The 20,831-nt window shown below is 68.9% G+C and carries 21 protein-coding genes; 10 read left to right on the top strand and 11 right to left on the bottom strand.

From position 1 onward, the window contains the following. Positions 1 to 305 precede the first annotated feature (305 nt). From HH110_RS14820 to HH110_RS14810, 3 genes are read left to right on the top strand one after another with little or no spacing between them, the layout of a single operon-like run. Complete coding sequence (locus HH110_RS14820; protein ID WP_176990376.1) at positions 306 to 1,148, top strand: UDP-2,3-diacylglucosamine diphosphatase; 843 nt, start codon at positions 306 to 308, stop codon at positions 1,146 to 1,148. A 48-nt stretch (positions 1,149 to 1,196) separates the two neighbouring features. Continuing rightward, the gene (locus tag HH110_RS14815; RefSeq protein WP_176990375.1) at positions 1,197 to 2,273 is read left to right on the top strand and encodes a metal-dependent hydrolase; all 1,077 of its coding nucleotides are present in this window, start codon (positions 1,197 to 1,199) and stop codon (positions 2,271 to 2,273) included. Continuing rightward, positions 2,270 to 2,710 (top strand): hypothetical protein, encoded by a 441-nt coding sequence (locus HH110_RS14810; RefSeq protein WP_176990374.1) that lies wholly within the window; start codon positions 2,270 to 2,272, stop codon positions 2,708 to 2,710. The genes HH110_RS14815 and HH110_RS14810 overlap by 4 nt, the downstream gene beginning before the upstream one ends. 13 nt (positions 2,711 to 2,723) lie before the next feature. Here the strand turns inward: HH110_RS14810 and HH110_RS14805 are convergent, their stop codons facing one another. The 7 genes from HH110_RS14805 to HH110_RS14775 form a co-directional block, all read right to left on the bottom strand. Further along, complete coding sequence (locus tag HH110_RS14805) at positions 2,724 to 3,551, bottom strand: methyltransferase domain-containing protein (RefSeq protein WP_176990373.1); 828 nt, start codon at positions 3,549 to 3,551, stop codon at positions 2,724 to 2,726. 10 nt (positions 3,552 to 3,561) lie between these two features. Further along, entirely contained in the window at positions 3,562 to 4,554 is a 993-nt protein-coding gene (gene dusB / locus HH110_RS14800) for a tRNA dihydrouridine synthase DusB (protein WP_176990372.1), read from the bottom strand. A gap of 206 nt (positions 4,555 to 4,760) precedes the next feature. Further along, positions 4,761 to 5,180, bottom strand: a complete 420-nt coding sequence (locus HH110_RS14795; RefSeq protein ID WP_176990371.1) for a hypothetical protein — start codon at positions 5,178 to 5,180, stop codon at positions 4,761 to 4,763. Between the two features lie 97 nt (positions 5,181 to 5,277). Further along, positions 5,278 to 6,024: a SagB/ThcOx family dehydrogenase gene (locus HH110_RS14790; RefSeq protein WP_176990370.1), complete on the bottom strand. Its 747-nt coding sequence runs from the start codon at positions 6,022 to 6,024 to the stop codon at positions 5,278 to 5,280. A gap of 14 nt (positions 6,025 to 6,038) precedes the next feature. After that, on the bottom strand, positions 6,039 to 7,376 hold the full coding sequence (locus HH110_RS14785) for a YcaO-like family protein (protein WP_176990369.1): 1,338 nt from the start codon (positions 7,374 to 7,376) through the stop codon (positions 6,039 to 6,041). Next, positions 7,373 to 7,963 carry a hypothetical protein gene (locus tag HH110_RS14780; RefSeq protein ID WP_176990368.1) on the bottom strand — a complete coding sequence of 197 codons (591 nt, stop codon included), beginning with the start codon at positions 7,961 to 7,963 and terminating at the stop codon, positions 7,373 to 7,375. Before HH110_RS14780 ends, HH110_RS14785 begins: the two co-directional genes overlap by 4 nt. A gap of 51 nt (positions 7,964 to 8,014) precedes the next feature. Then, the gene (locus tag HH110_RS14775; protein ID WP_176990367.1) at positions 8,015 to 8,872 is read right to left on the bottom strand and encodes a hypothetical protein; all 858 of its coding nucleotides are present in this window, start codon (positions 8,870 to 8,872) and stop codon (positions 8,015 to 8,017) included. Positions 8,873 to 9,005: 133 nt separating this feature from the next. Here HH110_RS14775 and HH110_RS14770 point away from each other — a divergent pair, with 133 nt between their 5' ends. Further along, positions 9,006 to 9,620, top strand: a complete 615-nt coding sequence (locus HH110_RS14770) for a phosphatase PAP2 family protein (RefSeq protein WP_176990366.1) — start codon at positions 9,006 to 9,008, stop codon at positions 9,618 to 9,620. Positions 9,621 to 10,005: 385 nt separating this feature from the next. Here the strand turns inward: HH110_RS14770 and HH110_RS14765 are convergent, their stop codons facing one another. Further along, the gene (locus HH110_RS14765) at positions 10,006 to 10,971 is read right to left on the bottom strand and encodes a ribokinase (RefSeq protein ID WP_176990365.1); all 966 of its coding nucleotides are present in this window, start codon (positions 10,969 to 10,971) and stop codon (positions 10,006 to 10,008) included. Positions 10,972 to 10,997: 26 nt separating this feature from the next. Beyond that, positions 10,998 to 12,296 (bottom strand): NupC/NupG family nucleoside CNT transporter, encoded by a 1,299-nt coding sequence (locus HH110_RS14760; protein WP_176990364.1) that lies wholly within the window; start codon positions 12,294 to 12,296, stop codon positions 10,998 to 11,000. Between the two features lie 248 nt (positions 12,297 to 12,544). On the opposite strand from HH110_RS14760, the gene HH110_RS14755 reads away from it, so the two are divergent. The 4 genes from HH110_RS14755 (at position 12,545) to HH110_RS14740 (ending at position 15,753) form a co-directional block, all read left to right on the top strand. Beyond that, positions 12,545 to 13,513 carry an aldo/keto reductase gene (locus HH110_RS14755; protein WP_176990363.1) on the top strand — a complete coding sequence of 323 codons (969 nt, stop codon included), beginning with the start codon at positions 12,545 to 12,547 and terminating at the stop codon, positions 13,511 to 13,513. Between the two features lie 273 nt (positions 13,514 to 13,786). Then, positions 13,787 to 13,984, top strand: coding sequence for a hemin uptake protein HemP (gene hemP, locus HH110_RS14750; protein ID WP_019182448.1), 198 nt, complete (start codon positions 13,787 to 13,789; stop codon positions 13,982 to 13,984). 237 nt (positions 13,985 to 14,221) lie between these two features. Further along, positions 14,222 to 14,812, top strand: a complete 591-nt coding sequence (locus tag HH110_RS14745) for a Hemin transport protein (RefSeq protein ID WP_176990362.1) — start codon at positions 14,222 to 14,224, stop codon at positions 14,810 to 14,812. Next, positions 14,812 to 15,753: a DUF6607 family protein gene (locus HH110_RS14740; protein WP_176990361.1), complete on the top strand. Its 942-nt coding sequence runs from the start codon at positions 14,812 to 14,814 to the stop codon at positions 15,751 to 15,753. The genes HH110_RS14745 and HH110_RS14740 overlap by 1 nt, the downstream gene beginning before the upstream one ends. 310 nt (positions 15,754 to 16,063) lie before the next feature. Here the strand turns inward: HH110_RS14740 and HH110_RS14735 are convergent, their stop codons facing one another. Both HH110_RS14735 and HH110_RS14730 read right to left on the bottom strand, forming a co-directional pair. Next, positions 16,064 to 18,550: an ABC transporter permease gene (locus HH110_RS14735; RefSeq protein ID WP_176990360.1), complete on the bottom strand. Its 2,487-nt coding sequence runs from the start codon at positions 18,548 to 18,550 to the stop codon at positions 16,064 to 16,066. Beyond that, positions 18,547 to 19,149: an ABC transporter ATP-binding protein gene (locus HH110_RS14730; RefSeq protein WP_176990359.1), complete on the bottom strand. Its 603-nt coding sequence runs from the start codon at positions 19,147 to 19,149 to the stop codon at positions 18,547 to 18,549. Before HH110_RS14730 ends, HH110_RS14735 begins: the two co-directional genes overlap by 4 nt. Positions 19,150 to 19,269: 120 nt before the next feature. On the opposite strand from HH110_RS14730, the gene HH110_RS14725 reads away from it, so the two are divergent. Further along, complete coding sequence (locus HH110_RS14725) at positions 19,270 to 19,920, top strand: arylesterase (RefSeq protein ID WP_176990358.1); 651 nt, start codon at positions 19,270 to 19,272, stop codon at positions 19,918 to 19,920. A 77-nt stretch (positions 19,921 to 19,997) separates the two neighbouring features. Beyond that, positions 19,998 to 20,711 carry a response regulator transcription factor gene (locus tag HH110_RS14720; RefSeq protein ID WP_019182442.1) on the top strand — a complete coding sequence of 238 codons (714 nt, stop codon included), beginning with the start codon at positions 19,998 to 20,000 and terminating at the stop codon, positions 20,709 to 20,711. Positions 20,712 to 20,831: the final 120 nt, after the last annotated feature.

The following is a 20,831-nucleotide window of genomic DNA, read 5'->3' as shown; positions in this document are numbered from 1 at the left end:
GAATGATACACGGCAAGTCGCGCGCTTGCATTGTGCGCCAGCGCGGGTTGCCCGTGGTTAAGCCCGTGTGCCCGTCGCAGGGCCCGGTGTGACGGGATTGAGGGCCAGCGTCACCGCCCAGTGTTCCACCAGCGTGACAGTGGGCAGCAGCGGTCCGCCGCCCGGACCTCCGGGGCCCAAGGGCCGCGCAGCCGGCGCACAAGCCGCGGCCGATCGTCATCCCGCTGTCGTTGAACCGCCATCGGCTTGTCGTGCGTCTGGCGCAGGCTTCGGCGCATCCGGCCGCCGGGCATGAGGAGTACGCCATGCAGGATTTCGAGCAGCGCGACGTGCGGGAGGCCGCCAAGCGGCCCGTGACGACCCTGGCGCCCCATCGGCGGGCCGTCTTCCTTTCCGACGTGCACCTGGGCTCACGCCACTGCCACGCCGCCGAACTGGCCCGGTTCCTGGCCGACCTGCGCTGCGAGCGCCTCTATCTGGTGGGCGACATCATCGACCTGTGGTGGATGGCACACCGCCGGGCCAGTTGGCGGCCGGCCCACAGCGACGTGATCCAGGCCCTGCACGCGCTGCAGCGGGCGGGCACCGAGATCATCTACATCCCCGGCAACCACGATGCCTCGCTGCGCAAGGTCTGCGGGCTGATGCTGCCGGCCATGCAGGTGCGCGGGCGGGCAATCCATGTGGCCGCGGACGGGCGGCGGCTGCTGGTCGTGCACGGCGATGACTACGACGGCATCACCCACTTCGGCGGCCTGCAGGAAAAGTTCGGCGACTGGCTGTATTACCGCATCCTCACCGGCAACAACCTGCTCAATGCGGCGCGGCGACGGCTCGGCCAGCGCTACTGGTCCCTGTCCGAATTCCTCAAGAAGCGCAGCGGCGCGGCCGAGCGCTACATCGAGCGCTTCGTCCAGGCCGGGCTGGACGACGTGCGCCGGCGCGGCCTGGATGGCATCGTCTGCGGGCACATCCACCGCGCGGCGCTGGTGGAGCGCGACGGACTGATCTATGCCAACGACGGCGACTGGGTCGAAAGCCTGACCGTGCTCGCCGAGGATCCGGACGGCACCCTGCGACTGCTGGATCACACCGGGCGGACCCTGGTGGCGCTGCCCGGCAACGCCGCATGGGCCAGAGCCGCCTGAGCGCAACGCCCCCGGCGCACGCACGCTCGCGGCTGCTAGCATCGGCCGATGGACTCCTTTACCCAGATCGTACTCGGCGGCGCAGTGGCCGCCGCCATCGCCCCGGCCGGCCATCGCCGCGCTGCTCTGTTGGCCGGTGCCGCACTCGGCACCCTGCCGGACCTGGACGCGCTGGTGCTGGCCTTCACTGCGGCCGATCCGGTGGCGCTGATGGTCGAGCACCGCAGTTACAGCCACTCGCTGCTGGTGCTGCCGTGGGTCGCCGCGCTGATCTGGTGGCTGTTCAAACGCTTTGGTCACGGCCGCGTGGCGCAGGCGCCGGGCCGCTGGTTCTGGGCGATCCTGCTGGCGCTGATCACCCATCCGCTGCTGGATGCCTTCACCGTCTACGGTACCCAGCTGTGGTGGCCGTTCACCCCGCACCCCACGATGTGGGCCAGCGTCTTCATCATCGACCCGCTGTACACGGGGTGGCTGCTGATCGCCTGCGCGGTGGCGTGGTTCGCGCGGGCGCGGCCGTTGGCGCAGAAGGCGCTGGTGGCCGGCCTGGTGCTCAGCAGTGGCTACCTGGGCTGGTCGCTGCTGGCCAAGCACACCGTTGATCGTGAAGCTGATCGTGCGCTGGCCGCGATGGGGCTGGGCGATGCGCCGCGCTTCTCGGTGGCGATGCCGTTCAACACGCTGCTCTGGCAGGTCGTCGCGATGACGCCCAACGGCTACGTGATCGGCGAGCGCTCGCTGATCGCCGACCGTGGCCCGATGACCTTCGAGGGCCATCCCTCCAACGTGCAGGCCCTGCGCCAGGCGGCCACGCTGCCGGCCGTGCAACGACTGAACTGGTTCAACCGCGGCTTCATGCGTGCGCAGGTGGTCGATGGCGAGCTGCGGCTCAGCGACCTGCGCATGGGCCTGGAGCCGGACTACACCTTCACCTTCGCGGTGGCGCGGGCCGATGGCGAAGGCTGGGCGGCGATCACGCCGCGACAGCTGCGTCCGGCGTATGAAGGGGAGCAGGGCAGGGCGATGGTGAAACGCCGGTTCGCGGCGATGTGGCAACGCATCTGGCACGCACCGACGAACGCCGAGGTCATCGCACCCAAGGCAGGATGGACGGAGGCACCGTGACCGAGCGGTTCGACATGGAAATCAATGGCACGCGCTACACCCGGCTGGCCGATGTGCCGCCGGAGTATCGCGCCCTGTTGCTGGAGCTCACCCCGGGCCGGTCCGCCGAGCAGCCGGCGGTGCCGTTGCGCGAGATCATGCGCAAGGCCAAGGCGCAGCCGGACCGCGAACGCCAGCAGCAGGTGCTGCTGGACGAGCTGCGCAAGGTCGATCCCGAACGCGCGCGACGCATGCAGAACAAGATCACCGAGCGCAGCCAGCGGCCGGCCACCGGTACGCTGGAAGTGGGCAGCACGCCGACCGCGCGGCCGCGCGAAGGCGCCCGCAACACCGCCGGTGGCAGCACGGTGGCCCCGGGGGACCGGGGCGGACTCGGTATCTGGTTGCTGCTGGCCGCTGCGGTCGTGGTGACCGTGATCGCCTGGGCGACGCGGTAGGTCCGCGACGCGATCAGTACACGGTCGCGCGGGCCTGCACGAAGGAGAAGAAGAACACCGCGTTCGGGTCGTTCTGGACCAGACTGAACTCGCGGCGCATGCCGTCCACCGTCTCCTGGTCGACCAGACCGGCTTCCAGCAGCGGATCGGCGGCCGACAACAGCAGCTGCTCCCAGAACGCGATCATGGTCTTGCGACGCGCCGGTTCGCGGTTGTCCAGGTGGATGGTCTTGATCTCGGTGTGCACATCGCGGAAGCCGCCGGCCAGCAGCAGGTTGCCGAGCTTGGCGCCGACGAACGGATCGCCCCCGTGGTCGTACTGGAAATCATTGAAGGCCATCCAGTAGCGCCAGATGTGCGGCGAATACGGATCGAGCAGGAACGAGGCGTTCATCACTTCGGTGACATACACCGGCGAGCCGGGCACCAGCACGCGGCGCACTTCGTTGAGTACCCGCGCCGGTGACGGCACATGCTCCAGCACCCAGCACAGGAACGCCGAGTCGAACTCGCGGGCGCCGAACGGCAGGTTGCCGGCATCGGCCTGCAGCAGCGTGTAACGCTCGCGGCACCACGGCGTCTTGGCCAGGTTGGTGGCGGCGGTGGCGAGCTGCGTCTCGCTCAGGTCCACGCCGGTGACATGCAGCTCCGGGAAGCGCCGCAGCAGGATGTCCGTCTGCGCCCCGACGCCGCTGCCGACTTCCAGCAGACGCTGCGCGCCGCTGTAATCGATGCCGCTGAAGATGCTCGATTCGAACAGGCGCGACTGGGTGACCAGGCGGTGCTGCTCGGTATCGGAGAAGCCGTGGAGGTAGGTCGGTGCAGTGATCGGCGGGGTCATGGCGGAATGCTCAGGCAGCGGACGACAACGGCTCGCCGGCAGCGAGGGCATCGAAATAGTGGGTGGTCAGGGCGACCTGGCTGGCGGCGTCTTCGGCGCGGTTGACCACTGCACGGAAGGCGGCGTTCTCCGGCCGGTCCTTGGCGTACCAGCCCAGGTGCTTGCGCGCGATGCGCACGCCCTGCTGCTCGCCGTAGAAATCGTGCAGTGCGTGCAGGTGCCCCAGCAGCAGGTCGCGCACCTCGGCGATCGAGGGCGGCGCCAGCAGCGCGCCGGTGGCCAGGTAGTGCGCCACCTCGCGGAAGATCCACGGGCGCCCCTGGGCGGCACGCCCGATCATCACCGCGTCCACGCCGGTCTGCTTCAGCACCTGCGCGGCTTTCTGCGGTGAATCGATGTCGCCGTTGGCGATCACCGGAATGCGCAGCGCGGCCTTGATCGCAGCGATGGTCTCGTACTCGGCGGTGCCGGTGTAGTGCTGGTCGCGGGTACGGCCATGCACGGCCAGCGCGGCGATGCCGCTGTCTTCGGCGATGCGCGCGATCAGCGGGCCATTGCGGTGATCGCAATCCCAGCCGGTGCGGATCTTCAGCGTGACCGGCACGTCCACCGCGTTGACCACGGCGGTGAGGATGCGCGCGACCAGGTCTTCATCGCGCATCAGGGCCGAGCCGGCCCAGGCGTTGCAGACCTTCTTGGCCGGGCAGCCCATGTTGATGTCGATGATCTGCGCGCCGTGGTCCACGTTGTAGCGCGCCGCCTCGGCCAGCTGCTGCGGCTCGGTACCGGCGATCTGCACGCTGATCGGGTCCGGCTCGCCGGCATGGTCCATGCGGTGGAGCGATTTGCGGGTGTTCCAGAAGCGCGGATCGGAGATGGTCATCTCCGAGGCGGCCAGACCTGCGCCCAGCCGTTTGCACAGCAGGCGGAAGGGCTTGTCGGTGACACCGGCCATCGGCGCCAGCACCACGTTGGGCTGGATGTTGTAGGGGCCAATCTGCATGTGCGCATTGTAGTGCCGGCCGCTGGCCGGCAACCAAGCAGACACCGACGCGCGTTCAGGCCGATCCGGAAGGGCCTGATGCGCTCCAGTCATGAGCATATGCTTGACGATTGCTTCCACCGCCCCCAGCGGCGGCTGATGCTGGCGGGTTACCGGTCGTGCCGACCGCTGGCCGGCAATCACGCGATGAAGGGCGGCGGCCGGCGCTATCGGGTCAGGCTGCCGGCGATGTACAGGCCAGCGAGCGCCAGGCAGGTCAGCGAACTGGCATACCAGAAGCGCGCACCGTTGTAGCCCGGGCGGACCCGGCCGATGATCAGCCCGGCCAGGCCCCGGCCGCCGAGGATGCCGATGATCCCGAGCAGCACCCAGCGGGTGCCGGGCAGCGGGCGTACCCAGCCGGCCGCCGACAAGGCATACAGCGTCCAGATGCCCAGCACGAGGGTGATCGCGGCAGTGATCAAGGCGGGTTCGGCACGCCCGGCACGGGCCAGGCGCACCATGCGTTGGCCGGCCCTGAAGAATTCATACCACGGGGCACCGAAGGCGATGCAGCCGATGTGCAGCAGCACCGCAAGCGCGGTGCCGGTGGCGGCCAGCAGCATCCAGAAGGGGGTGTCGGTCATCTCGTGCGTCGTCCGTGAGCGGGCAGCTCATGGTCGAGTGACGACAGCATCGGGGCAATCCAGGCAGCGGCCATTCGCTGGCGAATTCCGGTCGCGCTCAGGGCGCCGGACCACAGGCATAGGCCAGCACGGCCAGATGCCGCTGCGGGTCCAGCCCGAGCAGGGCCAGCACGGCGGCGTCCTCGAACGAGCCGATCGCGCAGCCGGCGGCATGCATCGCCGCCACTTCCTGCCCCAGTGCGCCCAGCCAGACCCCGGCCTCGATCAACACGAAGCGGCCACCGCGCTCGCCGTACTTGGTCAGCGTGCCGGCCGGTTCGGCGATCAGGAACAGCACGGCCGCAGGCCGCTCCGGCCAGTCCACGCCGAGCAGCCTGGACAGCGCCGGCCATGCCGGGCAGGGCGCCACCGGCACCAGCGCATGCCCGATCGGGTCGTACCAATGGATGCCCGGTTCTGCGGCGATCGCATCGTCAGTGCCGTACAGCGCGGCATACGCCTGGATCGGGTATTTGGCACCGCCGGACGGCAGGCGCCGCGTGTCACTGTCGCCGGGCCGGGCCCGCAGCGGGGCCAGCACGCGCCCCAGTTCCTGCACGCCCCAGCGTGCGTCACCGAAACGACGGCCACTGTGGCGCTGCGCCAGGGCATCGCCGGGGTGTACCGGGTCCGGCAGGGCGACGCCGGCCGCTGCATGCAAGGGCCGTGGCGGCGACCAGGCGCGTGCGGCATCCTCGGCGATGCGCGCGCGCATCACTTCAGCGCGCGCGGGATTGAGCTCGCCGTTGTGCCAGAACAGATGGAACAGCGGGGCATCCTGCCAGGGGGAAGGCGGTGACGGCATGCGGTTCTCGGGGATCAGCCCAATGGATGCGGGAAGGGGTTCGGAAACGCGCCGCTGTGCGGCACGCCGGGGTACCGCCAGGCCACGTCCTGGCAACGGCCGCCGAGGAACGGCGCACGCTCGTCGGCATGCAGGCCGCTGAGCTGCGGCGACAGCACCCGCATCACCCGCAGGCCGGCCGCGGCCACATCGGCGGTGGTCAACTCGCGGTAGTACAGCGCGATGCCGGCATGGCCCAGCCGGCGCCGCAGCAGATCGAGCTCGGCGATGGCGCGCGGCGCAGCGGGACGCATCACCTCGCCTGGTGGCGGCAGCTGCAACGTGCTGTCGCCCGCCTCCCGCAGCAGCGGCAGCTGCGGCCACAGATCCGGGCGCAGGGTGTAGAACGCGGCATGTTCGTCGAAGCTGCGCAGTGCCGCCGGTTCACGCGGAAGCCGCGCGCTTTCGCGGCCACACAGATGCGCGGCGAAGGTCAGCGCCTGCTGCCATTCCAGCAGCGCCTTGTGCAGCGCCTCACCCGGATCGGCGCGGCAGGCGATGCCGAGGACGTGCCGGGCGCGGCCTTCGAACGGGATGCCGCCCGCGACCGCGATCACCGGGTGTGGGTTCCAGTGCTGGGTCAGGTCGAAGGCCCGCAGTTCGCTCCCGCGCGCGTCTGCGAATGCCTGCCATTGGGCGGGCAGCGCGATTCTCCGGCCGGCCACGCCGTTGAGCCAGGTCACCGCCAGCGCATCGCGCTCCAGCAGCTCCTGGGCCGCGCGCAGCAGCGCCAGCCAGGCGCCATCGCGGCCATCCCGCCAGGCCGCAAGGCCACTGGACGTCGACGGCAATCGCGCCTGGCCGCTGCGCGGCCCCAGTCCGACCAGTTCCTGCGGCACCCAGGCCACCCGGTTGTCATCCAGCGCATGCACCGCCGCGAACAGATCGTGGTCGCGTTCGGGCATCGGCCATGGGAAGCCCGGCGTTGCACGTTGGCGGGCCGAGAACAGCGCGAAGGCCGATTCGTCCAGGCGTTGTGCGGGCGTCAGCGCATCGCGGCGCCGCACTTCCAGGCTCGCCTGCGCCGCCGCCAGTCGCTCCAGGGCTTCGGCGACCGCGCCATCGGCGGCCGCATCGGCCTCCAGCGCGACCGCGCCCGAGACGCCCTGCCAGGGATTGGCCGGGTCGGCCGGGGTGGCGGCATTGTGTACGCGCCGTCCCTCGAACAAGGGGCCGGTGGCATCGCAGGGGTTGGCCTCGATCGGCTGGGCCGGGCGCACCAGACCGCAGCGCGGACGCGCCGCGCCATGCAGCAGGTGCGACGACAACGTGGGCGTGTCCAGCGCCGCCGCCTGCTCGGCGGCGCGGCTCATTTCAACACGCTCAGCCAGAGCATCATCTCGAGCGCGCCGACCGCGAACAGGCCCAGCAGCAGCCCGATGGCGATGCCGATGCCGCGCCCGAGCGAACGCCCCGCGCGTTCGTAGACGAGGGCATAGATGCCCAGATACAGCCCGACGGCGACGAACAGCCCGAAGATCGGGTTCGAGGTGCTCATGAAAATACCACCGCCGATCGCGGCCAGCGGCAAGGCAAACAGGCCCAGCAGCACCCGGCTCGTGCGGCTCAGACCGGCGGTCGGCACTGTAGGCGTGGCTGACGCTGATGCCGTCTCCGGACGGCCCGGCTCCGCAGCAAGCGGCGGCTCCGGGAGCGGGGGAGGCTGCGGGGCGTGAACACCGGTGCCGGTATCGACGGAAACTGCCGTGGCGTGCGCATCGCGGCTGTTGGCGGCGGGCGCAACGGGGTCCAGCCTGCCGAGCACCACCGCGGACAGCACCGAGGTGCCGAGCAGGGTGACGACGCAGGAACTGCAGGTGGTCGAGGTCGAGCCGCCGCCTGCGGCGGCAAGGTCCTGGCGCGAAGCACTGGCATCGAACTGGGTCGGCAGGCGATACATGGGGTCACTCCCTTGACCGAGGCGGAAACGCCCGGCGCGGGAGGCACATTATCACGGGCGCGCGGCGTCCCAAGGCAGCGGCAGCGGTGCCGGCAGCGCCGCCTCGCCGCCCTGGCAGGCGGGGCACCACGGCAGTCGCAGCACCCGGTCGCGCTCCCCGTGCAGGCGATGCAGGTCGAGCCAGACGCTGCGTTCGAGATAGCCCAGCAACAGCTGGGGCTGATCCAGCAAGGGGGCGACCAGCGCCGCGATCCGCGCCGGCTGCGCCGCGACGGCGGGCAGCGCCGGCACCACGGCGTCGCCCCAGCGGCGCAGCACCCGGTTGCCCAGGCAATACACGCAGGCGCTCTGGCCCGACACCACATAGGGCCCGAGCGCGAGCGTGTGGTGATAACTGAGGTCGAGCAGCAGATGCGGCTGTGCCGGCATCCGTGCGCGGTAACGGGTGAGGGCCTGTTCCCAGCCGAGCCCATGCCGGACCAGGACCAGCAGATCGGCGTCCGCAACGGCATCCACGCGCTGCAGATCCGCGCTCGCGTGCTGGTCGAAGGCGTCGGCCAATCCGGGCAGGGGTTCGCCGAGCCAATCGATCGCATAGCGGCGCACGCTGCGCACCGCCTGCAGCGGCACCAGTACGCCGAGGCGTATCAACTGGCGGACCGCCGGGCCACAGTCGGGATCCTGCTCGAGCATCGCCAGCGTGTCGTCCTGCCAGTGGCCTAGGATCCGTTCGACGACCGTCGGGGTATCCGCCTCGTCGACCACGTAGAGCTCGTCGGCGCCACCGGAGACCAGCAGCAGCGAGCGCTGCGCATGGGTCTGCGAGAACACGGCCCAGGCCGGATTGCGCGTCCAGCGCGGTGCGTCCGCGTGCGCGCCTGTGTGTTGCTGACTGCCTGCTGCTGCCACTGCGTACAGTCCCTGTATCCGCGAAAGCGCAAGGATAGCGGCAAACAGGCGTGCCACGTTCTGCTAGGGTGCGCGCGTGCCCCTACCGCCTCATGCCAACCCTTCGGTCCCCCAGCCGCCCTGGCGCGAGGCCATGCTGTGGATGCTGGTGCTCGGCGCGATGTTCATCCACGGCTACAGCTTGACCAACCACTGGGCCGCCAGCCAGGCGCAGACGTACAGCCTGCACGGTCGCTGGGACGAGGTGATGCCGTTCTGGGCGTGGACGATCTGGCCGTACCTGGCGCTGAACCTGCTGTACCCGCTGACGTTCTTCCTCTGCCCGACCCGATCCGCCCTGCGCCGCCATGCGCTGGCCATCGCGCTGGTGCAGGCCGCCTGCATGCTCGCCTTCGTGTGCTGGCCGACCGGCAACGTGCGTGTTTTGCCGCAGCCGGATGGCGTGAGCGGGCTGTTGTTCGCACAGCTGCGCGCGTTCGAGGCGCCGTTCAACATGGCGCCGTCGCTGCATGCCGCGGTATTGGTGGTGGTCTGGCAGGCATGGCGGCAGTGGCTGCAGGCCGATGCGGCGGTACTGCGCTGGCTGTGGCACGGCGCCTGTGGGCTGATCCTGCTCTCGACGCTCACCACCTGGCAGCACGATCTGCTGGACGTGCTTGCCGGACTCCTGGTGGGCGCGCTGGCGCTGTGGATCACGCGCTGCATGCCGACGTCGCTGGGGCGTACCGCGAGCTCAGGGGCCCCGTAGCGACCGGTAGGCCCCTCGGCAAATGTCCCCCGGCCGCCGCCTGGCGACGACGGCCTCCTCCTTGATTTTGCTCAGGGGCCTACCGGCCGCTACGGGGCTCCGGCTCGCGGCAGGCAGAAGGAAAACCGGCGCTTTCCATGCAGCGCCAGTGGTCTGGATACGTGGGGCGCGATGCCCTTGTGGGCGAAATAAAGGAGGAGGGGTCGGCCGCAGGCCGACGCCGGGGGACATTCGCCGGCAAGGGCATCGCGCCCCAGCGCTCGACCCACTCGACGCCGCGCCTGGAAAGGCTCAGAGGGCGCTTCTTGCTTTCATGCAGATGGGAGAAAAACCAAAAAAAAGGCCAGCGCGAACGCTGGCCTCTCGGTATCCACAGTGGTGACGCTTACTTGTTTTCGGCGTCGGCCGGGGTGAAGTGCGGCATCGCCGCGGCGGCGCCTTCCTTCTCGGTCGAACGGCCCGCGAACTGATTGGCGAAACGCACATGGCGGGCAAACGCCGCCTCCGGATCCTGGGCGATCGAAGCGACCAGGGCGCCGTTGAACGCATCGCCCGCACCGGTGGTGTCCAGCACCTGCACCTGCTCGGCGCCCACGCGGTAGTACGGCTGGGTGTCGCCACGCAGGTTCTCTTCGGCGTGCGAAACGAACACGCCGACCGAACCCAGCGTCACCACCACGGTGCCGTTGCCGACCAGCTTGCGGCACAGCGCATGCAGGCTCGCGCCATCCAGCGCGGCGACGTCGTTGGCCTCCACGCGCTCGCCGACATGACGGCCGAGCAGGGCGGCGAATTCGGTCTCGTTCGGGGTCAGCACGTCGGCCAGCTTGAGCAGGCCGATGCTGGACGGCGCATCCGCGGGGGCCACGTTGAGCACGGTGGTGGCACCGGCCTCACGCGCGATCGCCAGGGCGGCCTCGATGGTTTCCACCGGCGATTCCAGCTGTGCCAGCACCACCTTGGCGCCGGCCAGCAGCGCGCGCTGCTGTTCGACGAAGTCCAGGCTCAGCGCTGCGTTGGCACCCGGGCCGATCACGATGGTGTTACGGCCACGGCTGTCGACATAGATGCCGCCGGTGCCGGTCGGCTCGCTGCTGGCCTCGGCGGTCAGCGCGAAGCCGTCCTGCTCGGCCAGCCCACGGGCCATCGCACCGCCGGCGTCATCGCCCAGCGCGCACAGGAACGTGGTCGGCGCGCCGGCACGGCGGGCGGCCACGGCCTGGTTGAAGCCCTTGCCGCCGGGACCGGTGCTGTAGCGGCCGGCAATGGTCGCACCCGGGGCCGGGAGCGACTCACAACGCCAGACATGATCCACATTGAAGGAACCGATTACGACGACACTGCTACTCATAAAGACTGTTTCTCAAGGAACGGATATCAGCTGAAATGCGTCAGCACGCCGGCGATGGTCGCCGTCATGAAGGTGGCAATGGTACCGCCGAGCACTGCACGCAGGCCGAACTTGGCCAGATCGTGGCGACGCTCCGGCGCCAGGCCACCAATACCACCGATCTGGATCGCGATGGAGCTGAAGTTGGCGAAACCGCACAGCGCGTAGGTCGCGATCAGGCGGCCCTCGTCGGAAAGCACCATCCCCGGCACCTGGCCGTTGACGATCTTGGACAGCTCCGAGTACGCCACGAACTCATTGATCACGACCTTCTGGCCGATCAGCGACCCCACGGTGGTGGCATCGGCCCACGGCGTACCGATCACCCAGGCGATCGGGGCCAGCAGGTAGCCGAACAGGGTCGACAGGTCGGTCGGGCGGCCGATGATCGCGGCCAGGCCGGTCACGTCACCCAGCCAGGTCAGCGGGGCGTTCAGCAGTGCGATCAACGCGATGAAGGCCAGCAGCATCGCGCCGATGTTCAGCGCCAGCTTCAGGCCGTCACCGGCACCGGCCGCGGCGGCGTCGATGATGTTGCTGGAGGTCTTCTCCACTTCCATCTTGACCGTGCCGCGGGTGAGCGGGGTGCCGGTCTCGGGTACGAGCAGCTTGGCGACCACCAGGGTCGCCGGGGCGGCCATGATGCTCGCGGCCAGCAGATGCTTGGCGTAGAACGCCTGCTGCACCGGGTCGTTGCCGCCGAGCATGCCCACGTACGCCGCCAGCACGCCGCCGGCGATGTGCGCCATGCCGCCGATCATCATCGTGATCAGCTCGGACTGGGTCATCTTGGCGATGTACGGGCGCACGGTCAGCGGCGCCTCGGTCTGGCCGATGAAAACGCTGGCGCAGACGCTGGTGGTTTCCGCACCGGACACGCGCATGATCTTGGTGATCGCCCAGGCCATGCCGCGCACGATCATCTGCATCACGTTGAGGTGGTACATGACCCCCATCAGCGCCGAGAAGAAGATGATGGTCGGCAGCACCTGGAAGGCGAAGATGAAACCGAACTGGCTGGTGTCCATCAGGCTGCCGAAGATGAAGCCGGAGCCTTCATTGACGAAGCTCAGGATCTTGACGAAGCCCTTGCCCAGCGCGTCGAACACGTCACGGCCACCCGGGACCAGCAGCACCACCGCCGCGAAGGCGATCTGCAGTGCGATACCGGTGACGACCAAGCGCCAGTCGACAGCCCGCTTGTTGTTCGAGAACAACCAGGCAATGCCGATCAGCACTGCCAACCCGAACAGGCCGAAGCCAATCCTGCCCAAACCTTCGACCATGAGACTTCCCTTGGGGCGCCGCGAAAAACGGGAAGCCTAGAGCAGCGGCAAGGGCGGGGCAAGGAAAAGCAGCGTCCGCGAGCCGATCGGTCGTGATCGGGCCTGTATCGGCAAGGCAGAGCCCGGTTTTCGTGCGCCGTGTCATGGGCCGTGAGATCAGGGTGTCCGGCCTGCGCGCGCTGCGCGCCACCCTCTACACTTACCGGTATCGATCCGGCCCGGTCGCGGGCCCGCAGCAGGAGAACCACATGCTCTATCGTCGTCTTGGCTCCACCGGCCTGAAGCTCTCGGCCCTGTCCTTCGGGGCCTGGGTGACCTTCGGCGATCAGATCGGCCGCGACGAAGCCCGCAAACTGATCGCCACCGCCTGGGATGCCGGGGTCAACTTCTTCGACAACGCCGAGGGCTATGCCCGCGGCCGCGCCGAGCAGGTGATGGGGGATGTGATCGCCGACCTGCGCCTGCCACGCGACGGCTTCTGCGTCTCCAGCAAGGTGTTCTTCGGTGCCGTCGACGATCCGCGCCCGACCCAGCACGGCCTGTCGCGCAAGCACGTGACCGACGCCTGCCATGCCGCGCTCAAGCGCCTGCGGGTGGAGTACCTGGACCTTTATTACTGCCATCGCCCGGATCCGGACACCCCGATCGCCGAGACCGTGCAGGCGATGGATACCCTGATCCGCCAGGGCAAGGTGCTGTACTGGGGCACCTCGGAGTGGTCGGCCGCGCAGATCCAGGAGGCGGTCGACATCGCCCGCGATCGCCACCTGCACGCGCCCTCGATGGAGCAGCCGCAGTACAACCTGCTGCACCGTGAGCGGGTCGAGCGCGAATACGCCCCGCTGTACGCGGAGGCCGGCCTGGGCACCACGATCTGGTCGCCGCTGGCCTCCGGCCTGCTGACCGGCAAGTACAACGCGGGGGTCGACCCGCAGTCCCGACTGGGCCAGGAACAGCTGGGCTGGTTGAGGACACAGGTGCTCGACGACGGCACCGACCGCATGGAACGGGTGCGCCGCTATACGGCACTGGCCGCGCAGCTCGGTCTTTCGCCGGCGCAGCTGGCGATCGCCTGGTGCCTGCGCAACCCCAATGTGTCCAGCGTGATCCTCGGCGCGAGCCGGGTCAGCCAGCTGGAAGAGAACCTGGGGGCGCTGGCCCTGTTCGAACAGCTGGATGAGAGCGTGTGGCAGCAGGTGGACGCGGTGTTTGGTTGATCGGTCGGCTTGGGTGCGGGGGAGCCGGCCAGCGGCCAGCACTACCGGTCCGGGTGCGGCGGGACATCGAGGCCCCTGCATGTGGGAGGGTAGTGCCGGCCGCTGGCCGGCTCCCCAACCCTCTGACACAGCACGCCTCCCTCAGTGCGATTGACAAAACCTATTGATAGCTGGCGTTCGATCATTAATGCCATCTATCAAAGTGAGAATGGTTGTTGATTGTCAACTGAGAATCATTATCATTTGACTCGCCCCTCGCAACGAGTCCAGACGATGAACACTCAAGCTGCTGTACTGCTGCGCCCCGAAACGCTGACCCTCCGCGACCGTCCGGTCCGCGTGGTCCCACCGGAAGAAGTGATCGACAGCGAAGCCCTGCTCAAGGGACGTCGCGAAATCCTGATCCAGCACGGCGACCGGTTCTATCGCCTGCGCCATACCAGCAACGACAAGCTCATTCTGACCAAGTAATGCCGGCCCGCTGGCCGACTGCAGTACTGCCGTCCGTTGGCTGACTCCGGTAGTGCCGGCCACTGGCCGGCTGCTTCAGCGGTCAGCGACCGTGGTCCACCTCCATGCGGGTCCCGCACCTCCCCCCGCGACTCGGCATGGTCCCAGCTCTCTCCCCCTCGACACTCCGCCGTCGACTCCGGTCTCCGGCGTTGGTCGAGGGTCTCCCCCGCAACTGCCGATTGCAGGTAGATCGCCATGAGCCGCGCCCTCTCCGTCGGCCGCCCACCGGGCCGCCATCCCATCGCCGGTCTACCCTCGGCCACGCAATTGGCCTCGCTGGGTACCGTGCTGTGCCTGTACCGTCCCGACAGCAGTGAACTCGGTGGCTGGAAACACGCCGTCTCCGCGCATGCCTGCCAGGGCATGGACAGCGAAGGCATCCGCGAAAGCCTGTGCTTCGTCGATGCCCGCGGACGCTGCTGCTGGCGCCTGTATCTGCTGCCGGACAGCGACTTCCTCGCCTGGGACCGCCTGGTCTCCGCGTTCCCCGCACGGCCCGAACCGGTCAACGACGCTGGTGTCGCCGAACGTCTCTGGCGTCGCCTCGCGGTGCGCCTGGGCAACGACGCCTGGCGCATGTGCGCGCTGCGCCTGCAGGTGGGGGAAGGCCGCGAACTCGCCGCCAGCCTGGCCTCGTTGTCGTCCTTGGGCGCCACCACCGCGCGCCGGATCGGCAACGTGGAAGGCGCCGAAGGCGAGCTGTGGGTCGATGACTGCTGCTGCGCCACCGCCGCCCGCCGCGGCGGACCGTGGACTGCCGATGGCATGCCGGTGATCCAGCTGTAATGACGCACTCACTCGCCCTCGCAGGGCTGCTGCTCGCGCTCACCGCCAGTGCGCACGCCGTACCGGCCGCCCCTGCGCGCGACCACGCCAGCATCCTGGCGATGCAGGGCGAATACACCGTCGACTTCGCCTTCGACGAAACCGTCCTGCTCGCACCCGGCTACGAACGCGCGCCGGCCGTGCGAACCGGCGGCAACGAGGTGGTGATCGTGGTCGAAGACACTCCGACGCGGGTGGTGCTGCAGCACCTGCTGGTCGAACCCAAGAGTGGCCACGTCACCAAGCACTGGCGCCAGGACTGGGTGTACCAGGCACCGCACCGGTTCGAGTTCAGCGCCGAACAGACCTGGCAGGTGCGCCCGATTCCCGCAGCGCTCACCCGCGGCGCCTGGACCCAATGCGTCTATGAAGTCAGCGACGCACCGCGCTACTGCGGCACCGGCCGCTGGACCTACGACAACGGCATCACCGCGTGGACCAGCGACCTCAGCTGGCGCCCCCTGCCGCGCCGCGAATACACCCGCCGCAGCGACTACAACGCGCTCGCGGTGATCAACCGGCACACGCGCACCCCGAACGGTTGGACCCACGAGCAGTTCAACACCAAGATCCTGCGGCGCCCCGACGGCACGCAGACACCGATCGCGCGTGAGTTCGGCTTCAACGATTACAACAAGACCACCGAGGTGGATTTCAAGCCGGCCTACGATTACTGGATGACCACCGCGGGTTACTGGGCGAAGGTGCGCCAGCGCTGGGACGGCTTCCTCGGGCAGGCACCGGGCGTGCACCTGAAAACCACACCCGACGGCATGGCCATGATCATCCCGCTGTTCACCCAGGCCCAGGACATCCAGGACGGCAAGACAGTGGCGGACACCGAGATCGACGCCATCTTCCAGCAGTGGGTGGAAAAAGCACCACCAGAAAGCGCGCGCTGACACAGCCGCAACCGGTGGCGCTCGCTTCCATCGCCGAACGTCGAAGTAGCACACTGCCCGATCGACTGTCGTGCCAACTGCGGACCAAACGCTTGCCTATCCGCCCAAAGCCATCCATCGAGAAGGATGGCGGGTAGCCCTGCCCAGGACCGTCGGGGCGCCAAGGATGGCGCCCACGAGCCCCCAAGGATGGGTTTACGGCGCGTCCTGGGCAGGGCTGCCCGCCAGCCTTCAGGCCATGAACGCCAAGACGCCGTCGCTTTCGCTTTGACGCCATCGCTTTCGCTTTCAGTGCAACGGCGCCCCAAACTCACGCCTCCCGAAGCGCCAACGCCGGCGGCGTATGCAGGATCCGCCGCGTGCCCCACCAGCCGGCCAGCATGCTCAACACAACCCCCAGCGCGCCGCCCACCAGCAACGGCACCCACGGCGGGCTCAGCGTCAACTCGAACACCTGCCGCGCCACCACGCTGCCCAGCAGCGCCGCCGTGCCCACGGCCAACAACGCCGACAACAGGCCGAGCGCACCAAACTCCACCAGCACCGCACCGCGCAGCTGACGGCGCGTCGCCCCCAGCGTACGCAGCACCGCACTGTCGTAGCGCCGCTCGCCGGCCGTGGCCTGCAACGCCGCCAGCAACACCAGCAGACCGGCCAACAGACTGAAGCCCATCACCAGCTGCACCGCCTGCGTCACCCGGTTGATCACTTCGCGCACCCGCTCCAGGATGCCGTCGATATCCAGCAGCGAAATGTTCGGGTACTCCCGCGTCAGCCCGGCCAGTGCCGGCGCCTGCGCGCGCGGCAGATGGAACGCGGTGATCAGGTTGTAGGGCGCATCGGCCACCGCGCCTTCGTTGAGCAGCAGGAAGAAATTGACCCGGAACGAATCCCAGTCCGCCTTGCGGATGCTGGTGACCGTGAAGCTGCGCTCCTGGTCGCCCATCTGCAGCGTCACCGTATCGCCCAGCTTCATCCCGTAGCGCTCGGCCCAGCCCTGCTCGATCGAGGCCTCGGCGGCCGTGCTTCCGGCCTTCCAGAACGTTCCGCTGAGCAGCGTATTGGCCGGCGGGAAATCGTGCCGCCACGAGAAGTTGACCGGCCGGTTGGCATCGTCATTCTCGTTGCTGTTGTCCTCGCGCGACTGCCGCTGCGGCGGCCGGTCGTTGACCGCCAGCAAGCGGCCGGTACTGAACGGCTCGATGCCCGGCGCGACCACCCCGAGCCCACCCAACGTGGCCAGCGCCGCACCGCGCTGCTCGGGCTGGATGTTCATCAGGAAGTAGTTCGGCGTATCGGTCGGCAGGCGGTCGCGCCACTGCGCCAGCAGCCCCGGGCCGATCACCGACAGCAACAACAATGCACACAGCGACAGCGACAGGCCGACCAGCTGCATCACCGCCAGCCCGCGCCGGCGCGTCAGCGAGGCCAGGCCCAGCTTCCAGCGCCCACGCAGGCGCGGCTGCAGCCCACGCAGCAGCCACAGCAGCAGTGCGCCGAGCGCACCGGCGAGGGCCGCCAGCGCCGCCAGCCCACCCAGCACCCACGTCGCCAGCTTCACATCGCCGGTGGCCTGCACGGTCAGTGCCACGGTCGCGGCCAGCGCGGCGGCATAGACCAGCATGGAGCTCGGCGGCAGCGCGGCGAAGCTGCGGTTGAGCACGCGCATCGGCGGCACGCTGCGCAGGCGCAGCAGCGGCGGCAGGCCGAAGCCCAGCAGCAGCACCAGTCCGATGCCCGCTCCACTCAGCGCCGGTGTGGCCTGTGGCAGCGGCAGGCGGTTCGGAATCAATCCACCCAGCGCCTGCACCAGCCCGGCCTGTGCGGCCATGCCCAGGCCGATGCCGACCAGGCAGGCCGGCACCGCCAGCATCACCAGCTGCAGCGCCATCGCCGAAAGGATGTCGCGCTGGCGCGCGCCCAGGCAGCGCAGGATCGCGACCTGGTCGATGCGTCGCATCGCGAAGCGGTTGGCCGCAAGTGCGGTGGCGACACCGGCCAGCAACACCGCCAGCAATGCGGCCAGCGAGAGGAAGCGCCCGGCCAGATCGAACGCGCCGCGTACACCGCGCTGGGCGTCGGCGATGCCGACGATCCGGTAGCCCTTGGCCTGCGGTGTGAGCCATTCGCGGAAGGCCTCGATCTGCGCCTGGTCACCCGCGAACATCATGCGATAGGACGCGCGGCTGCCCGGCCCGAGCAGGCCGGCGCGATCGACATCGATGCGGTTCACCAGCAGCGGCGGCGACAGCTGCATCAGCTCACCGGAGGTGTCAGGCTCGGCCTGCAGCACCCGGGTCACGGTCAGCGCGCCCGCACCGAACTCCAGCGCATCGCCCACCTGCAGGCCAAGCGCCTGCATCAGTCGTGGATCGGCATACGCTTCGCCCGGCGGCGGCGTTCCCGCGGTTTCACTGGCGCTGTCGTGCAGGGTGCGGCTGACCCGCAGTTCGCCACGCAGCGGATAGCCGTCGGCGACCGCCTTGATGTTGGCCATCTGGCTGTCATCGCCATGGAACAGCACGCTGGGGAAACTGACCATGCGCGTCGTGGCCAGGCCGCGCTCGCGCGCTGCATCGGCGAAGGTCTGTGGAACATCCTCGCGCCCGCTCAGGCCGAGGTCACCGCCGAGCATTTCCGCCGCGCTGCTGGTCAATGCCAGCGTGACCCGGTTGACCAGCGTCCCGACCGCGGTCATCACCGCCACGCCCAGCACCAGCGCGGCGAACACGGTCAGCAGGTCCCCAGCCAGGAACTCACGGCGCAGCGCACGCGCCGCGTGGCGCACGACGTTCATGCGCCCGCGCCGGCAACGGTATCGGCCAGGCGGCCACCGTCGAGCTGGTAGATGCGCTCGCAGCGCTGGGCCAGGCGCAGGTCATGGGTGACCAGCACCAGGGTGGTATCGCTGGTGGCGTTGAGCGCGAACAGCAGGTCGCTGATCTGCTGCCCGGTGGCCTGGTCCAGGCTGCCGGTCGGCTCATCGGCGAACAGGATGCGCGGCCGCGCAACGAACGCGCGGGCCAGCGCCACACGCTGCTGCTCGCCGCCGGAGAGCTGGCGCGGGTAATGGCGTGCACGGTGGCCCAGGCCGACCTGCTCCAGCACCTCGCGCACGCGTGCGGCATCTTCGCGGCCGGCCAGTTCCAGCGGCAGCGCGATGTTCTCTTCGGCGGTCAAGGCCGGCAGCAGATGGAAGCTCTGGAACACGAAGCCGACCTCGCGGGCGCGCAGCTGCGCGCGGGCTTCCTCATCGAGCGCGTTGAGCTCGGCACCGGCCAGCGCGATCGTGCCGTGGCTGGGCAGGTCCAATCCAGCGAGCAGACCGAGCAGGGTGGTCTTGCCCGAACCTGAAGCGCCGACGATCGCCACGCTCTCGCCTTCATGGACGGTCATGTCAATGTTGTCCAGTATGTGGACTTCACCCTCCGGGCCACGTACGGACTTGCCCACGTTGTGGGCGGCGATGGCGACGGGCGCGCTGCGGGGGGACAGGCTGTCGATGAGGATTCTCCAATGAACCAAGCAAACGGAAGGGGCCGCGCGGCCTCGATGGGCTGGCTGCTGGCATGGTTGCTGCTGATGCCGATGCTGGCCTGTGCCAAAGGTCCGGACACCCGTGCGGCGGTGCTGGTGGTCGGCGACAGCCTCAGTGCCGCCCACAATATCCCGGCCGCGTCGGGCTGGGTAAACCTGCTTCAGCAGCGGGTCAAACAACAGATCACGCCCCCGCCGGCGATCATCAATGCCAGCATCAGCGGCGAAACCACCGCCGGCGCGCTGACCCGCCTGCCCGGGCTGCTGGAGAAGCACCGGCCGTCCGTGGTGGTGATCGAGCTGGGTGGCAACGATGCGCTGCGCGGGCTGACCCCGGCCCAGCTGCGCGGCAACCTGGAAAAGATGATCGTCGCCAGCCAGAAGGCCGGGGCCAAGGTGCTGCTGCTGGGTATCGACGTGCCGCCCAACTACGGCCCGGCCTACCGCCAGCGCCTGCGCCAGACCTATGCGGAGCTGGCCAAGGCGTACAAGGTGCCGCTGCTGCCGTTCCTGCTGGAAGGCGTGGCGTTGAAGCCGAACCTGATGCAGGCCGACGGGTTGCACCCCACTGCGGCTGCGCAGCCGCAGGTGCTGGAGAACGTCTGGCCGCTGCTCAAACCCCTGCTGTGATCGGTGTGCGGTGAACTTCACGCCGCGTCCACCGGCGATGCGGCATGTTTCACAAAGCTGAAGAAAGAGGGAATCCCATGCGTCAGACAAAGGAGACCTCCGGCCTGGTGCTGGTGGTCGAAGACAACCGTAATATTTCCGAGATGATCGGCGAGTACCTGGAAGGGCGCGGCTTCGAAGTCGACTACGCCCAGGATGGGCTGGACGGTTATCGTCTGGCGGCCGAGAACAGCTACGACGTGGTCGTGCTGGACCTGATGCTGCCGCGTCTGGACGGCATCGAAGTCTGTCGCCGGCTGCGCAATGACGCCCGCAAGTCGACGCCGGTGCTGATGCTGACCGCGCGCGACACGCTGGACGACAAGCTCACCGGCCTGGGGTTCGGCGCCGATGACTACCTGACCAAGCCGTTCGCGATCCAGGAACTGGAAGCCCGCCTGCGCGCGCTGATCCGCCGCGAGCGTCGCCAGGTCGGCTCGGAAGTGCTCAAGGTCGCCGACCTCGTGCTCGATCCGGTCAGCATGCGCGCCACCCGTGCCGGGACCGAACTGCAGCTCTCGCCGATCGGCCTGCGCCTGCTGACGATCCTCATGCGCGAATCGCCGCGCGTAGTGACCCGCCAGGAAATCGAACGCGAGATCTGGGGCAATGGCCTGCCCGACTCGGACACCCTGCGCAGCCATCTGTACAACCTGCGCAAGATCATCGACAAGCCGTTCGACCGCCCGCTGCTGCACACCGTGCAGAGTGCCGGTTACCGTATTGCCGATATCGCCCAGCCGATGAGCTGATGGGCGGTCGATCGCCGCTCGGCCGCCTGCGGGCGGCATGAGCGATCCGATCCTCCGGGACCCTCTGGAGCATGACGGCCCGGCGTTTGCCGGGCCGTTGTCATGGTTTGCACGATGGAC

It is taken from the genome of Stenotrophomonas sp. SAM-B, from assembly GCF_013387485.1.
Classification (GTDB): Bacteria; Pseudomonadota; Gammaproteobacteria; order Xanthomonadales; family Xanthomonadaceae; genus Stenotrophomonas; species Stenotrophomonas maltophilia_AA.
Note: the sequence above shows the minus strand (reverse complement) of the source record. Positions and strands in the feature narration are given on the sequence as shown.

What these genes read in the sequence shown, in the direction of transcription:
- HH110_RS14740 (WP_176990361.1), top strand. Translation starts at nt 14,812, where the DNA reads ATGACGCACTCACTCGCCCTCGCAGGGCTGCTGCTCGCGCTCACCGCC.
- HH110_RS14820 (WP_176990376.1), top strand. Translation starts at nt 306, where the DNA reads ATGCAGGATTTCGAGCAGCGCGACGTGCGGGAGGCCGCCAAGCGGCCC.
- HH110_RS14745 (WP_176990362.1), top strand. Translation starts at nt 14,222, where the DNA reads ATGAGCCGCGCCCTCTCCGTCGGCCGCCCACCGGGCCGCCATCCCATC.
- HH110_RS14730 (WP_176990359.1), bottom strand. Translation starts at nt 19,149, where the DNA reads ATGACCGTCCATGAAGGCGAGAGCGTGGCGATCGTCGGCGCTTCAGGT.
- HH110_RS14805 (WP_176990373.1), bottom strand. Translation starts at nt 3,551, where the DNA reads ATGACCCCGCCGATCACTGCACCGACCTACCTCCACGGCTTCTCCGAT.
- HH110_RS14785 (WP_176990369.1), bottom strand. Translation starts at nt 7,376, where the DNA reads ATGAGCCGCGCCGCCGAGCAGGCGGCGGCGCTGGACACGCCCACGTTG.
- HH110_RS14770 (WP_176990366.1), top strand. Translation starts at nt 9,006, where the DNA reads ATGCTGTGGATGCTGGTGCTCGGCGCGATGTTCATCCACGGCTACAGC.
- HH110_RS14815 (WP_176990375.1), top strand. Translation starts at nt 1,197, where the DNA reads ATGGACTCCTTTACCCAGATCGTACTCGGCGGCGCAGTGGCCGCCGCC.
- HH110_RS14755 (WP_176990363.1), top strand. Translation starts at nt 12,545, where the DNA reads ATGCTCTATCGTCGTCTTGGCTCCACCGGCCTGAAGCTCTCGGCCCTG.
- HH110_RS14735 (WP_176990360.1), bottom strand. Translation starts at nt 18,550, where the DNA reads ATGAACGTCGTGCGCCACGCGGCGCGTGCGCTGCGCCGTGAGTTCCTG.
- HH110_RS14795 (WP_176990371.1), bottom strand. Translation starts at nt 5,180, where the DNA reads ATGACCGACACCCCCTTCTGGATGCTGCTGGCCGCCACCGGCACCGCG.
- dusB (WP_176990372.1), bottom strand. Translation starts at nt 4,554, where the DNA reads ATGCAGATTGGCCCCTACAACATCCAGCCCAACGTGGTGCTGGCGCCG.
- hemP (WP_019182448.1), top strand. Translation starts at nt 13,787, where the DNA reads ATGAACACTCAAGCTGCTGTACTGCTGCGCCCCGAAACGCTGACCCTC.
- HH110_RS14760 (WP_176990364.1), bottom strand. Translation starts at nt 12,296, where the DNA reads ATGGTCGAAGGTTTGGGCAGGATTGGCTTCGGCCTGTTCGGGTTGGCA.
- HH110_RS14725 (WP_176990358.1), top strand. Translation starts at nt 19,270, where the DNA reads ATGAACCAAGCAAACGGAAGGGGCCGCGCGGCCTCGATGGGCTGGCTG.
- HH110_RS14790 (WP_176990370.1), bottom strand. Translation starts at nt 6,024, where the DNA reads ATGCCGTCACCGCCTTCCCCCTGGCAGGATGCCCCGCTGTTCCATCTG.
- HH110_RS14780 (WP_176990368.1), bottom strand. Translation starts at nt 7,963, where the DNA reads ATGTATCGCCTGCCGACCCAGTTCGATGCCAGTGCTTCGCGCCAGGAC.
- HH110_RS14720 (WP_019182442.1), top strand. Translation starts at nt 19,998, where the DNA reads ATGCGTCAGACAAAGGAGACCTCCGGCCTGGTGCTGGTGGTCGAAGAC.
- HH110_RS14765 (WP_176990365.1), bottom strand. Translation starts at nt 10,971, where the DNA reads ATGAGTAGCAGTGTCGTCGTAATCGGTTCCTTCAATGTGGATCATGTC.